The following is a 14,107-nucleotide window of genomic DNA, read 5'->3' on the forward strand; positions in this document are numbered from 1 at the left end:
ATATATAGGTCTAGTCCTATAAAGGTTTAATGGTTTCCGGTAGGGTAGATGCATGAATGAGCTGCCCGCGCCGTGGATCGACACCCACGCCCACATTTTTGAGCCCGGATTGCCTACTGTTGCAGGTGCGCGCTACGTGCCGAAATATGCCGCTCCCTTGAACCGGTACCTGGACGTTCTGGCCGCGAACGGCGTGGCTCGAGGCGTTCTGGTTCAACCCAGCTTCCTCGGTTCCGACAACAGCTACCTCCTGGCAGCTCTGGCCTCAGCCCCGGCTGAACTCCGGGGAGTCGTTGTAGTTTCGCCGGACCGGGTTGATGCCGATCTTTCCCCCGACCGAGTGCGTGACTTGGACGCTGCCGGGGTCCGGGGAGTCCGCCTGAATCTCATCGGTCAGCCCTTGCCGGACCTCTTTCTCCCTGAGTGGAAAGCCGCGGGCCAATCAATGGCCAGGCATGGCTGGCATTTGGAAGTTCAGGCGTCGGGGACGCAATGGTCCGCCCTGGCGGCAGCGCTCAGTAACTGGCCCTCGAAGATCGTCATCGACCATCTCGGTCTGCCTCATGCCCAGAATCCCGGGGCTATCCACTCTGTACTGCAGCTCTTCGGCCAGGCCCACGTGTGGGTCAAGGTGTCAGGGCCCTACCGGTCCTCACCGCAGGATGCTGCTGACATGTTCGCCAGGCTGGTGAAGGCAGGCTCAACGGACCGGCTGGTGTTCGGCAGTGACTGGCCCTTTACGCGACACGAAGACCAGACCTACGCCAGCATTCTTGAATGGGGCCGGACGCTGGCGGGTGAGGAGCTTCTTGACCGGATGATGACAACTAACGCCCAAACCCTCTTCGGGTGGGTTGAACCCACTTCTTGCCGCCGCGCTGAACCGGCGCTCCAAGGCCCCTGCGACTGATAGGGCAGGCGTCGATCCATTGGGGGCCTACAGAGGTCATGGCGGATGATCTTGGCAGGGGCTTAGGATGACCGCGGTGGACGAGCACCTCCGAAAATGTCAGACCCTCCTGCGGGCTTTGGTTATGGAAGCCGGTGTGGTTTTGGATGCGGGAGTCAGCGCCGGTGTTGCCGCTGCCTTGGCGTCCGTGGCCGGGCTGGTTGACGAGCTTGCGGGTGTTGTTGCGGGCCGGCCTGCCGCCCTGGATGGGCCTTCGGGTGCTCCCGACGCCGATGCTGATCCGCTGCAGGATGAGTCCAAAGTATGCCTGGACGGGTTTGGGCGGTGCCGCTCAAGGCTCTGGTTGTAGAAGCTCGCGCAAAGGGGCGAAACAGTCCCCAGGTCCGTCGTCGTTCTCTCATTTTCTTGGGGAAGGCACGAAGGCAGGAAGGCATTTTTGTCCCGTCGCCATGCAGCCGCCTGACGCCCGCGGCAGCTTGTCCTTGCCTGAATCCTGGCGTCGAATCCCGGTGCCGCGGCCTAGAACCGTGTGGTGCCGCGCGATGTGCGGGGCCGGCCGTCCGGGTCCACAAAGAAGCGGTTTGCTGGAGCCGCCCAGAGACGCTGAAGGGCCGACACCGGTTCTGTGGTGTGGTGCCGCACGTGTCCCTTGGGCCGGGGCTGGCGGCCGCCGGTTTTGTGCCAATCGTCCAGGGCATCGGCGGAGGCATTCCAAAGGCCAAGGCCGTCGGCCGGAGCCTGGAGCCGGGGGTCACTCTGGTCCAGGCCCAGGTGCTCGGCCCAGAGCTGGAGCCGGACCTCGTGGGCCAACGGACGGGAAGAGCCTGGGCCAGTGTCTGTGCCGGCCGCTTCCTGCTCGCCGGTAGTGGTGTCGATGACCGCGCAGGTCAGCTCGCTGTCCGTGGTCCACGATCGTCGGTTGAAGTTGTCCGAGCCGCACGTGAACCAGATGTCGTCGATGATGCAGATCTTGGCATGGACATAGATCGGCGTCCCGGTTTTGTTCTCCAGGTTGAACACGCCGAATCTGTCCGGGGCAACACGGCTTATTGTTTCGATGGCACGCAGTTGCCCCAGCCGCTTGGGTGGCCCTCCGAGCGGACCGTCGGAGTCCGGATACCGTGGCACCACCGCGATCACGTTCAACCTAGGGTTCTTTTCGAGGGCCGCCGCTATTCCGGCGGCTACCTCTGCCGACCACAGGTACTGGTCCTCGATGTAGATCAGCGAACGGGCCAGGGAGAAGGCCTTGGTGTAGGCCTGGGCAACGCTCCGCTCACCGCCGGGGGCGAACGGGAACGGCGGATGCTTCACGCCGTAGGTTCGCAGCAGCTGCACGGCGTGGGGGCCGGCCGGCGGCGGTGGCGGCGCAGTCTCCGGCAGGGGCTTGGGGTGCCGCGGCATATCGGCCAGCCGTTGCAGCAGCATCCGGTACGGCGTGCGCCGGTCCAGGGGATGGGGATCGTTCCACCTTTCCGCGAACAGCTCCAGCACATCTGCCACCACCGGGCCGCGAAGTTCGACGGCGGCATCGTGCCACGGCGGTTGCTTCCCGTACCGGGGGTCCATGTCCACTGCCTGAGGATCTCCCATGTGCTCGGCGTCGTCGCGGCGGCTGTGCGAAAGGTCGATCCCGCCAACGAACGCGACGTCCCGCGAGGGGTCTTTACGGTTGCGGATGACGAACAATTTTTGATGGTGGCAGCCGAAGAGGCGCACGCGCTGGTCCAGCAGCACCTCGCCGCCGGCGTCATTGATCTGGCGGCTGAGGAGCTCATTGGACCGGTTGCTCATGGGGGCAGACAGGCGCTCGCCGTGGGACCTCCAGATCAGGCCGCGCACTTCCACTCCAGCCCGGGCCAGCCGCGCGAGCAACTCGCCGATCGCCGGTCCGTCCGGCGTAAGCCGCTCGTCGCCATCACCACGCCAGTCCGTAAACCAGACGCGGTCTCCCGCAACAAGCGCCGACAGTTCCTCATGCAGCCGGGCGAAGTAGGCCGCCCCATGAATCAGCGGCCGCACAAGGTTGCCCTCAGACCAGGCCGGCGACCCGGCCCCTTCCGCGTGCACGTTGGTGGCTGCATGTTCCCGCTCAGCACCACTTAAGAACCAGTAACCGGCACTGTTGTCCACTCGTCGTTCCCTCCGGGCCGGGGGCCGCCCTCATCGTCCGGCCTCCTTAGTTAGTAGCCTACGACTGTGTTGGGCATTGTCATCAGCCCTTGGGTGGGGACGTTGGCGCGGGCGGAGGGAAGTTCGAAGTTTTCGGGTGGATCCGCGGAACGCATGGCGCGGGAACCCGCCGTGCCCTTCTTGGGCCACGCCCTTCGTGGGCCGTGCCCTCCCTTTAGAGGCGGAGCTCCATGAAAACGCTGTTGGGATCAAGGGTGTAGCTGGCAAACGGCGGGCACTCGGTGAAGCCGTTCCGGGCGTAGAGGCGGCGCGCGGGAGCGAAGTAGTCCTCGGTGCCGGTCTCAAGGTAGAGGCGCTGAAGGTTCCGGGCGCGGGCGTCGTCGACGATATGGCGGAGCATCAGGGTGGCTACGCCCCGTCCCCGTGCGCTTGCCGTGGTGCGCATGGACTTGATCTCGCCATGCACCGGCGGGCCGGAAGGGGAATCCAGGATCTTGAGCGCGCCGCACCCCATCAAGTTGCCGTCCTCACGGGCGGTCCAGAACGTAATTGCCGGCGAGGAAAGCGCGGAGTGGTCCAGGGCATGGACGCTTTCGGCCGGCGAGGTGGCGTACATGTCCGCCAGGTGTTCGCTGAGGAGCAGGTGGACGTCGCCGCGTGCGGGGTCGTCCCGGTCAATGGAAATCATCAGCCCAAATCTACCGGCTGCCGCGGCGTGCCCCGTGACGGCACCAACCGAGTCCGGTTGGCTGCAGGGCCCCTCTCGTTGAGTGACCAGTTCATGAGTACTGCATGGGGGCTCTGGCAAAACCAGCCTCAGCAGGGACTCCCGCTGGCCGTTTCGGCTGTGGTGTGCTCGAAAGGACGACGAAGTCCGACCACATACGTAACCGACGAATCACGAGGATAAAACGATGAGCACGGACTGCAACGCAAATAACACCACATCCCAGGGAATCCAGGCTGGCGTGTCGCGCCGCAACATCATCAAGCTGACAGGGGCAGGCGCGGCGGCCATCGGGCTCTCCAGCGCCGCTGGGCTGGCAGGAGCCGGGCCGGCTTTCGCCGCTCCCACCTCCCGCAAGGACCTCGAGCCGGGCGACACCTCCTACGGTGCAGACAACTTCTACACCAGCGACCAGGTCACGGTGAAGAAGATCTCGTTCAAGAACAAGTACGAGATGAAGGTTGTGGGCAACCTCTTCGTCCCCAACAACCTGGACCGGGGGACCACCCACCCGGCGCTGGTTGTAGGCCACCCCATGGGCGCCGTGAAGGAACAGAGCGCCAACCTCTACGCCACCAAGATGGCGGAGCAGGGTTACGTCACGCTTTCCTTCGACCTCTCCTTCTGGGGCGAGAGTGCCGGCAAGCCCGGCAACTCCGTTTCACCGGACATCTACGCCGAGGACTTCAGCGCCGCCGTCGACTACCTGCGGGCGCAGGCGTTCGTTGCCAAGGAACGCGTGGGGGCCATCGGGATCTGCGGGAGCGGCAGCTTCGTGATCAGCGCGGCAAAGATCGATCCGCGGATCAAGGCGATCGCCACGGTGAGCATGTACGACATGGGCGCCGCCAACCGCGACGGGCTCAACAAGTCCGTGACGCTGGAACAGCGCAAGGCCTTCATCGCCACGTCAGCCGCCCAGCGCGACGTCGAGTTCGCCGGCGGCGCGATCCAGTACACCGGCGGCACACCGGATGAACTCACGGCAGACTCCACTGCGGTGGACAGGGAGTTCTACGACTTCTACCGGACCGCCCGCGGCTACCACCCCAACACCACCACGCACCCAGCTTTGGCCACCAACACCAAGTTCATGAACTTCCACCCGTTCAACGACCTGGACCTGATCGCCCCGCGGCCGCTGCTGTTCATCGCCGGTGACCAGGCACACTCGAGGGAGTTCAGCGAGGAGGCCTACCGGCTCGCCACCGGACCCAAGGAACTCTTCTGGGTTCCCGGTGCCGGCCACGTGGACCTCTACGACCGCACCGGCCTCATCCCCTTCGACAAGCTCACGGACTTCTTCCGTACACAGCTCTAGGAAGGGGGCTGCGGGGGAGGGGTACTGGAAGGGACTCCCTCCCCCGCAAGACTTGCCCTAGCGTGAAGCACATGGACAACCGAGCTGAAGTACGCGAATTCCTTGTCTCGCGGCGCGGCCAGGTGGCCCCGGAGCAGGTTGGGTTGCCCGCCGGGACCAACAGGCGCGTCAAGGGTTTGCGCCGGAGTGAAGTGGCCACCCTGGCCGGTCTGAGCGTGGAGTATTACACACGCCTGGAGCGCGGCGCGATCAGCGGTGCCTCCGGCCAGGTGCTGGAGAGCATCGCCAGGGCCTTGCGCCTGGACGACGCCGAGCGGGCGCACCTGTTCAACCTCGCCCAGGCGGCCAGCCCGGTTGCGCGGCCGCCGAGGCGGCGGACCTCAAAGTCCTACGTTCCGCACCAGAGCCTGCAATGGGTACTCGATGCGATCACGGCCGGCCCAGCGTTCGTTCGCAACGGCCGGATGGACCTGCTGGCTGTCAATCCCTTGGCCCGCGCGTTCTACAAGGACTGCTACGACATGCCCGGCCAGCCACCGAACATCGCCCGGTTCACGTTCCTGGACGAACGTGCCCACCAGTTCTACCCGGACTGGGACGCCTTCGCGGAGGTGACCGTTTCCATCCTGCGGACGGAGGCTGGCCGGGACCCCCATAACAAGGAACTCCACGACCTCATCGGTGAGCTGGGGACCCGCAGCGAGGAGTTCCGCCGGCGCTGGGGTGCGCACAACGTCCGCCACCACGGCACTGGTTTCAAGACGTTCAACCACCCCGTCGTGGGCGAAATGACTCTCGCTTTCGAGGGGCTGGAGATGGCCGCCGAGCCCGGGCTGACTCTCACGATCTACACTGCGGAGCCCGGGTCGCCGTCGGCTGAGCGCATGCAGCTGCTTGCCTCATGGGCGGCCAGCGAGTACGGAAATTCCGTCCAGGCTCCATCCGTAAAGACCCGCACGGACGGCTGAGGACGCCGGCCACCAGCTACGAAAGAACGGCCGACGCCGGGCATCACCGCCGGGGGCACCGAGGGGTCCCTGCCAGTACCCCTCACAACAGGGGCTCCTACACTTCTTCTCCAACTGCTTTGCTGGAATGGACCGAACTTTCCTGACTGGAACGGATCAGCTCCCATGCACCTGAAGACATTGGCCCTGGCTGCGATTTTCGTGCTGGCGTTGCCCCTGGCCGGGTGCAGCACCCCTTCGAACGGCCCGGCCTCCACCACTGAGCCGCCATCCTCCCCGCTGGAAACATCGACGGCGGCCGGCGGGGCGTCCCAGCCATCACCGGTCCCATCATCCGAGGGCGCTGCAGACAACACTCCGGTCACCATCGACATCGATGGCGAGACGGTCACAGGTACCCTTTCCGGCAACGCAACTTCACGCTCCCTGATCGCCCAGCTGCCCTTGACGCTCTCCTTCAGGGACTACGGCGGCCAGGAAAAGATCGCTGAGCTGCCGGAGGCGCTTTCGCTCGACGGCGTTCCCGCCGGTGACAGCGCAGAACCACTGACCATCGGCTACTACGCCCCCGACCAGGCCCTTGTGCTCTACTACGAGCATGTGGGTTATTCCCGCGGAATTGTGCGGATCGGATCCTTCGATGACCTCGAGGCGATCCGGGACCGGACAAGCGGTTTTACCGCCAGGCTGGCTCCCGCTAACTGAGCGGGATGACACGGCTGCTCCGAAATTTCTCCACAAAAGAACGGAACCGTTTTGACCCGAGCAATTCTTGAGGACGGGGCCCGCGAGGCATCCATCGACGCCCTGCCCTCCGGAAACACCAGCATCACTGAAGAACCAAAGGATTCCGCCCCGGCAGGCGGTCTTTCCGTCCCGGCGGGGCGTTTTCCCTGGGCCGCCCTGCTGGTCATGGCCCTGATGGGGTTCCTCCTGATTGCCACCGAGACCATGCCCGCCGGCCTGTTGCCGCAGATCGCGTCAGGACTCGCCGTCACCGAGGGGACCGCGGGGCAGTTCGTCAGTGCCTACGCCCTGGGAACAATCATTGCGGCGATGCCAGCCATTGCCCTGACCCGGGGCGTGCGCCGGAAGCCCGTTTTCGTCGTCGGGATCCTCGGCTTCCTGGCCGCCAACCTCATCACGGCGTTCTCCACGGACATCGCCCTTTCCCTGGGAGCACGGCTCCTGGCCGGTGCATTCTCCGGCCTGCTCTGGGGCATGACTGCCGGCTATGCCCGGCGCATCACTGCTCCGCGCCAGGCCGGCCGCGCCTTGTCCGTTGCGTCCGTTGGAACCCCGGTGGGCCTGGCAGTGGGGACGCCCTTCGGCTCCTGGCTGGGAACGACGTTCGACTGGCGCTGGTCCTTCGGCGTCCTCGCAATCCTCACGGCGGTCACCTTGTTGCTGGCGGTCTTCCTGGTCCCGGACGCGCCCGGCCAACGGGCCGGGACGCGGGTACCCCTCGCACGTGTCCTCGCCATCCCGGGCGTGGCGGTTGTCCTCGGCGTCATCGTCAGCTGGATGCTTGGCCACAACATCATGTACACCTACATCGGCTCCTACCTCCGCGGGGCAAGTCTTGACCTCCCGGTGGACATCGCGCTCATAACGTTCGGCGCGGCCGCCATTGCGGGGATCGCCATCACCGGCGCCGTGATCGACAAGGGCCTCCGACGCCTGGTCCTGCTCAGCCTGGGGAGTTTCATGGTGGCCGGTGCGATCTTCATCGTTGGCCACGCGTCACTACTGGCTGTCCTCGCCGCGATCGTCCTGTGGGGCATCGCCTTCGGCGGCGCGGCAGCACAACTGCAAACGGCCATTAGCGCTGCCAGCGGTGAAAACGCCGACGTTGCCAACTCAATGCTCGGCGTCGCCTTCAACCTGGCGATCTTCGCCGCTGGGGTGGCGGGTGCGGTGGTGATCAGCAGCTTCGACGGGATGGTCCTGCCGGCCGCCCTGGTGGGCCTTGCCGCCGTCGCGCTTGTTATCGCTGTTGCCGGACGCCGCACAGCATTCCCCACCTAACCATCAAAGCGGCGCCCGCCGCAGCAGCACTGCCAACAAACATCCTCAAACGCATCAGGAGAAAGCCATGAAAGCCACCCGCACGCCAGCCCTCTTGGCAGTCACCCTCGGAGCGGGCCTGCTGCTTTCGTCCTGCACCACCACGCCTGCAGCAACACCAACGCCGGTTACGTCCCCGTCCCCGTCCTCCTCGTCAGCCGAGGCGTCGGCGTCGGCGACACCGGGGAACGCCATTCCGGCGGGCACACCCCAGGCCGTGGCCACAGGGCTGGAAGCTCCCTGGTCCGTGGTGTTCCGCAACGGCACCCCGCTGGTCAGCGAGCGGGACAGCGGCCGGATCCTTGAGCTCAGCCCTGACGGCTCCGCGCGCACTATTGGCGACATTCCCGGTGTGGCGGCTGTGGGGGAGGGCGGCCTGCTGGGCCTGGCCGTGGACAGCCAGGGCCGCCTGTACGTTTACTCCACCGGGACGGACGGAAACAGGCTCCAGCGCTTCGACGTCACCGGAGAACCAGGGGCGCTGGCGCTGGGACAGGCCGAAACGATCCTCGACGGGATTGGCTCCGCGAGCTATCACGACGGCGGCCGGATCGCCTTTGGGCCCGATGGCATGCTCTTCGTCGCGATTGGCGATGCGGGCCGGCGCGACAGCTCCCAGGACCTCGATTCCCTGAACGGGAAGATCCTGAGGATGACCCCCGACGGCGGCGTCCCCGCCGACAATCCCTTCCCGGATTCGCTCGTCTACAGTTACGGGCACCGCAACCCCCAGGGCCTGGCATGGGCGGAGGACGGCACCATGTTCGCCACCGAGTTCGGGCAGAACACCTGGGACGAGCTGAACATCATCACCGCGGGCGCCAACTACGGCTGGCCAACGGTTGAAGGAATAGCCACGACGGGGGACTTCACGGACCCGGTGCAGCAGTGGGAGCCCACCGAGGCCAGCCCCAGCGGCATGGTGCACATTGACGGGACGCTGTTCATTGCCAACCTGCGCGGACAGGTCCTCCGGGCCGTGCCTGTTGCCGACCCCTCCACGTCGAGCACCTACTACGACGGCGAATTCGGCCGCATCCGTGACGTCATGGAGGCTCCGGACGGCAGGCTCTGGTTAGTCACCAACAACACCGACGGCCGGGGAACGCCCGGCCCCGACGACGACCGCATCCTCAGCGTGGAGCTGACCCGGCAGTAACAAGGTGCGGATGTGCCACCGGGCAAAACCCGGGAGCCCTGCCATGTCCCTCGCAGTTCACTTGCCAGCAACCCGCCGGCCCCGAAGCGTTCTCCCGCAACCAGCAGTCTTTTCACGCCCCCTTTCGCCCGGCACGCCAGAGAGCCGGGCGGACATCCCAGCAGTACGTAGGAGTACTCCGTGTTCGTGAAAAGCACCCTCGCCGCCGTCGCTGTCCTCGCCTCCCTGGCAGGAACCGCAGCAGCTGCACCCGCCCAAGCCGAAGCAACCAAGCCGGCTCCCGTCGTCGTCGGCCAACCGCTGGCCCAGGCACATGCCCACAATGACTACGAACATGGCCGCCCCCTGTTCGATGCCCTGGAGCACGGCTTCACCAGCGTCGAAGCCGACGTGTGGCTGGTGGACGGCGAACTGCTCGTGGCGCACGACCGGGAGGACGTCCAGCCCGGCGTCACGCTCGAAAGCCTCTACCTTGACCCGCTCCAGGACCTGGTCCGCAGCCAGCCCGGGCACAGCGTCTACCCGCACTGGGACGGCAGCCTGCAGCTCCTGATCGACATCAAGAGCGACGGCGAGGCCACCTACGCCGCCATCGAGCAGGAACTGGCCGAGCACCGCGACATCATGAGCCGCTACACGAATGGCAACGTCAAGACCGGACCGGTCACCGCTGTCATCAGCGGCAACCGCCCCTTGGCCACGATGCAGGCGCAGGAGAAGCGGTTCAGCTTCTACGACGGCCGCTCCGCCGACCTCGCCACCGGCAAGCCCGCCGGCCTGATGCCGCTGGTCAGCGACAACTGGACCAAACTCTTCACCTGGCAGGGCATCGGCCCCATGCCGGAAGCCGAGCGCACCAGGCTCCACGCCTACGTGGCCGAGGCGCACGCCAGCGGCTACCGCGTCCGCTTCTGGGCCACCCTGGACCAGCCCGGCGCAGCACGCGAGGCCATCTGGACCGAACTCGCCGACGCCGGCGTGGACCACATCAACACCGATGACCTCGCCGCGCTCCAGCAGTTCCTCACCGCCCGCACGGCCTAAGCCCTCTCCAGAATCAGGTACATCCCCATGCCTTCAAAAACCATGAAAACGACGACGGCGGCAGCCGTCCTGGCGCTCGGCCTCCTTGCCGCCCAGCCCGCCAACGCCGCCGAGGACAGCCCCAACAAGGAGTCCTTCACCTTCGGCGTTATTGGCGACATCCCCTACGGCGACGCCGAGATCGCCAAGTTTCCCGCCCGCATCCAGGTCATGAACGCGGACAGGGACCTGAAGTTCGTCACCCACGTGGGCGACATCAAGAACGGCTCCTCGGTCTGCTCGGACGAGTACTTCACCAACATCCGGACCCAGTTCGACACGTTTGAGCACCCGCTGGTCTTCACCCCGGGCGACAACGAATGGGTGGACTGCCACCGCACCAACAACGGCGCCTACAATCCGTTGGAGCGCCTGGACCGGCTCCGTGAGGTCTTCTTCAATGAGCCCGGAAAGACCTTGGGGGCCACGATGCCGGTCAAGACCCAGGAGAACCTTGGGCTGCCGGAGAACGTCAGGTTCGAACAGAACCGGGTTGCCTTCTCCGTGCTGAACGTCCAGGGCAGCAACAACTCACTGCAGCCGTGGACCGGTTTGGGTGAAACCACCGCAACGCCGGAACAGGTGGCCGAGGTGGAGTACCGGACCGGCGCCGTCCTGGCCCAGATCCGCGAGACCTTTGCCGACGCCGGACGCCGCAACAGCCGCGCCGTCGTCCTGATGACCCAGGCCGACATGTTCGACCCCTCGCTGCTCGCCGCGGCCACCACCAACCCGGAGATCATGTCCGGCTTCCGCGAGATCGTGGCGGCCATCGTTGAGGAGACCAACAGCTTCGACGCGCCGGTGTACCTCATCAACGGCGACAGCCACGTGTTCGCGGAAAACCAGCCGCTCGCCGCGGGCTCACCCTGGCTGGAGATCTACGGCCAGGCACCAGCCGATGACCTGCAGCGCATCACCGTGGACGGTTCCGCGAACGCCACCAACTACGTCAGGTTCTCAGTCGCCGGCAACAGTGCCGACGGCGGCGACGTGCTGAGCTGGGAGAAGGTCCCCTTCAGCTCGTAGGCACCAAACGGAAGCGGACGACGGCGGGCGCCTCCCGCCGTCGTCCGCCCTGCTTTCGACACGCCTATCTCCGTCCGGCGTGCGGGGAATTCCGAAGCTCTGGACACTGGCTGCCGCCGGATTTATGGTGCAAAGGTGGCGGCTGCCTGACCGTCAGGATGGCAAGCTCTGCCGGTCCGCCGTTGCGGCCGTCCTTCATGAGGAGGAAGCAGATGGAACGCGTTGAACAGACCGTTGAAGTCGATGTCCCGGTGCGGACCGCGTACAACCAGTGGACCCAGTTCGAATCCTTTCCGCAGTTCATGTCCGGTGTGGAATCCGTAACCCAGCTGACTGACACCACCAACCACTGGGTGACCAATGTGGGTGGCGTCCACCGGGAATTCGATACCGAGATCGTCGACCAGGAGCCTGACGACAGGATTGCCTGGCGCAGCACCGACGGCAAGTCCCATGCCGGCATCATCAGGTTCACGCCGCTGGATGCCAACCACACGAAGGTCAAAGTCCATTTCGAGTGGGCACCGGAGACCGTCACTGAAAAGGCAGGCGCGGCGCTGAAGATCGACGAGATGCAGGTCAGGGCAGACATGCGGAAGTTCAAGGACTTCATCGAATCGCGCGGGTCCGAAACCGGCGGCTGGCGCGGCGAAGTCAAGGACAGCGGCCCCGCCGGGCAGCTCTAGGCGTGCGGAAGCGAGCGGCTGAAGCCACCCGGAACAAACAGAAGGCGGTCGACGGCGGGTGCCTCCCGCCGTCGGCCGCTTGACGCTGGCAGTACCAGCAGGCTTAGCGGGAGGAAAAGCTCGAAAGGGCGGTCATCATGGCTGCCTTCGCTTTGTCCTCCAGCTGGTACACCGACTTGCGCCCCACGCGCCGGGATGTCACCAGCCGGTGGCTCTTCAGCGCCGCCAGCTGGTTGGAGATATACGGCTGGGAGAGGCCCAGGGCGGTTGCGATTTCCGAGGGGCCCTGGGGTGCCGAGTACAGGAGCGAAACGATTCTCTGCCGGGTATGGCTTTCCATCACCGGCGCAACTAGCTGCTTCATCGCGCTACCCCGCTGCCTCGATGGCGGGGCGGCCGCGGAGCTCATACAGCTCAACGATCCGCCCGAAGGGCAGCACACCCACCCGGTCAGCCCACTGCGACCAGTCCGCGAGCAGTGACTCCGCAAGGTCACGGTTCTCGGTGACAACATCGTTCAGCTCCGTCGGGTCCTTTGCCAGGTTGTACAGCTCCCAGGGCCCAGGGAAGGTGCGGACGAGTTTCCAGTCTCCCCGGCGGATCGCGCCGTTGCCGGCATGTTCCCAGTAGAGCGTGCCGGTCTGGGCATCCATGGCCTGCCGGCGGAGGCTGCTCCCGGGCTCCTGCCGCAGCAGGTTCAGGAAGCTGGTCCCTTCAAGCTGCTGGACGGGATTCCCGTCCAGCTCCGTCAGCGGGCTGATCCCCGCGGCGTCCAGGAGCGTGGGCAGGACGCTGGTCAGCTGCAGCGGCTGGCGCAGCAGCGCGGACTGCTGGACCGCCCCCGCCGGCCAGTGGATGATGAACGGCGCAGCGATGCCGCCTTCATGGGTCCACTTCTTGTACATGCGGAACGGCGTGTTGGACAGGTTGGCCCACGCCCTGCCGTAGCTCGAGTACGTATCCTCCGGCCCCGGCACGATCCCGGGCTCGTTGCCCAGCTGCACGGGCCGGCCATCCCTTGTGTGGGAACTGTAGATATCCGTGCGTTTGACGAACGTTTCCCGCTCGAAGTGTGGGATCTCCTCGGGGGAGGCGCCGTTGTCCGAGAGGAAAATAATAACGGTGTTGTCGAACTCATTCCTCTCCTTGAGCTCGGCAATAATCCTGCCGATTCCCCGGTCCATCTTGTCCACCTGCGCCGCGTACGTTTCCATGCGCCGGGCCTGCCAGGACTTCTCCGGAGTGTCCTCCCACGCCGGTTCTTCAGGATCTCGAGGACTGAGCTGGCTGCCGGGTTCCACAATGCCAAGCTCGTACTGGCGCTCGAAGCGCTCCTGCCTCAGGTGGTCCCAGCCAGCGTCGAAACGGCCCCCGTACTTTTCGATGTCGCGCTCCGGTGCGTGGAGCGGCCAGTGCGGGGCGGTGTAGGCGACGTAGAGGAAGAAGGGTTTATTCTCGGCTGTGGCGCGGTCCAGGAAACCGACGGCCTCCTGGGTAATGGCGTCCGTGTAGTAGAAATCCGGGTCCTGGGCCTCATGCTCAATGTTGGTTTCGCCCCGGACCAGGGTCCCCGGGCTGTAGAAGCTGCCGCAGCCGGTGAGTGTTCCGTAGAAGTAGTCGAACCCGCGCCGCGTGGGCCAGGCATCGTTCGGGGTGCGTGCGTCTGCGGCCAGGTGCCACTTGCCGGTGATGCCCGTGGCGTAGCCGTTTGCGGAGAAGACCTCCGCTGCTGTGGCGCAGCTGCGGTTCAGGTTCCCTTTGTACCCAACGGGTGAGTCATCCCCGGTGAGGACGCCAATGCCGGTCTGGTGCGGGTGGAGTCCGGTCAGGAGGGAGGCCCGGGAGGGGCTGCAGCGGGCGGTGGTATAGAACTGGGTGAGCCTGGTGCCGCCAGCGGCCAGCTGGTCCAGGTTGGGGGTGTCAATCTCGCCGCCGTAGGATCCCAGGTCCGAGTACCCGAGGTCGTCGGCCAGGATGAGCACGATGTTTGGCTGCTTAGGAGCCGTGGGAGTGTCATTCATAGC

The 14,107-nt window shown here is 65.6% G+C and carries 14 protein-coding genes; 10 read left to right on the top strand and 4 right to left on the bottom strand.

Annotation, left to right across the window (positions count from 1 at the left end; translation table 11 throughout):
* Nucleotides 1-52 precede the first annotated feature (52 nt).
* Nucleotides 53-910: an amidohydrolase family protein gene (locus tag WHH00_RS01710; protein ID WP_406635988.1), complete on the top strand. Its 858-nt coding sequence runs from the start codon at nucleotides 53-55 to the stop codon at nucleotides 908-910.
* 136 nt (nucleotides 911-1,046) lie between these two features.
* On the top strand, nucleotides 1,047-1,259 hold the full coding sequence (locus WHH00_RS01715; protein WP_406635990.1) for a hypothetical protein: 213 nt from the start codon (nucleotides 1,047-1,049) through the stop codon (nucleotides 1,257-1,259).
* A 170-nt stretch (nucleotides 1,260-1,429) separates the two neighbouring features.
* Here WHH00_RS01715 and WHH00_RS01720 read toward each other — a convergent pair whose 3' ends face one another.
* Both WHH00_RS01720 and WHH00_RS01725 read right to left on the bottom strand, forming a co-directional pair.
* Nucleotides 1,430-3,043 carry a phospholipase D family protein gene (locus WHH00_RS01720; protein ID WP_406635992.1) on the bottom strand — a complete coding sequence of 538 codons (1,614 nt, stop codon included), beginning with the start codon at nucleotides 3,041-3,043 and terminating at the stop codon, nucleotides 1,430-1,432.
* 214 nt (nucleotides 3,044-3,257) lie between these two features.
* Nucleotides 3,258-3,731: a GNAT family N-acetyltransferase gene (locus WHH00_RS01725; protein ID WP_406635994.1), complete on the bottom strand. Its 474-nt coding sequence runs from the start codon at nucleotides 3,729-3,731 to the stop codon at nucleotides 3,258-3,260.
* 226 nt (nucleotides 3,732-3,957) lie between these two features.
* Between WHH00_RS01725 and WHH00_RS01730 the strand changes: the two genes are divergently transcribed.
* From WHH00_RS01730 to WHH00_RS01765, 8 genes are all read left to right on the top strand, one after another.
* Nucleotides 3,958-5,091 (top strand): alpha/beta hydrolase, encoded by a 1,134-nt coding sequence (locus WHH00_RS01730; protein ID WP_406635996.1) that lies wholly within the window; start codon nucleotides 3,958-3,960, stop codon nucleotides 5,089-5,091.
* Nucleotides 5,092-5,162: 71 nt separating this feature from the next.
* Complete coding sequence (locus WHH00_RS01735; protein WP_406635998.1) at nucleotides 5,163-6,059, top strand: helix-turn-helix transcriptional regulator; 897 nt, start codon at nucleotides 5,163-5,165, stop codon at nucleotides 6,057-6,059.
* A gap of 165 nt (nucleotides 6,060-6,224) precedes the next feature.
* A complete protein-coding gene (locus tag WHH00_RS01740; RefSeq protein ID WP_406636000.1) occupies nucleotides 6,225-6,764 on the top strand; it encodes a cyclophilin-like fold protein in 540 nt (179 codons plus the stop codon).
* 51 nt (nucleotides 6,765-6,815) lie between these two features.
* A complete protein-coding gene (locus tag WHH00_RS01745) occupies nucleotides 6,816-8,087 on the top strand; it encodes an MFS transporter (protein WP_406636002.1) in 1,272 nt (423 codons plus the stop codon).
* Between the two features lie 67 nt (nucleotides 8,088-8,154).
* The gene (locus WHH00_RS01750) at nucleotides 8,155-9,285 is read left to right on the top strand and encodes a PQQ-dependent sugar dehydrogenase (RefSeq protein ID WP_406636004.1); all 1,131 of its coding nucleotides are present in this window, start codon (nucleotides 8,155-8,157) and stop codon (nucleotides 9,283-9,285) included.
* Nucleotides 9,286-9,465: 180 nt separating this feature from the next.
* Nucleotides 9,466-10,329 (top strand): phosphatidylinositol-specific phospholipase C/glycerophosphodiester phosphodiesterase family protein, encoded by an 864-nt coding sequence (locus WHH00_RS01755; RefSeq protein ID WP_406636006.1) that lies wholly within the window; start codon nucleotides 9,466-9,468, stop codon nucleotides 10,327-10,329.
* A 27-nt stretch (nucleotides 10,330-10,356) separates the two neighbouring features.
* A complete protein-coding gene (locus WHH00_RS01760; protein WP_406636008.1) occupies nucleotides 10,357-11,397 on the top strand; it encodes a hypothetical protein in 1,041 nt (346 codons plus the stop codon).
* 212 nt (nucleotides 11,398-11,609) lie between these two features.
* Entirely contained in the window at nucleotides 11,610-12,083 is a 474-nt protein-coding gene (locus WHH00_RS01765) for an SRPBCC family protein (protein WP_406636010.1), read from the top strand.
* A gap of 103 nt (nucleotides 12,084-12,186) precedes the next feature.
* Here the strand turns inward: WHH00_RS01765 and WHH00_RS01770 are convergent, their stop codons facing one another.
* Together WHH00_RS01770 and WHH00_RS01775 are read right to left on the bottom strand one after the other, a co-directional pair.
* Nucleotides 12,187-12,447, bottom strand: a complete 261-nt coding sequence (locus tag WHH00_RS01770; RefSeq protein ID WP_406636012.1) for an ArsR/SmtB family transcription factor — start codon at nucleotides 12,445-12,447, stop codon at nucleotides 12,187-12,189.
* Between the two features lie 4 nt (nucleotides 12,448-12,451).
* Nucleotides 12,452-14,104, bottom strand: coding sequence for an arylsulfatase (locus WHH00_RS01775; protein ID WP_406636014.1), 1,653 nt, complete (start codon nucleotides 14,102-14,104; stop codon nucleotides 12,452-12,454).
* Nucleotides 14,105-14,107 lie beyond the last annotated feature (3 nt).

It is taken from the genome of Pseudarthrobacter quantipunctorum, from assembly GCF_045291495.1.
Classification (GTDB): Bacteria; Actinomycetota; Actinomycetes; order Actinomycetales; family Micrococcaceae; genus Arthrobacter; species Arthrobacter quantipunctorum.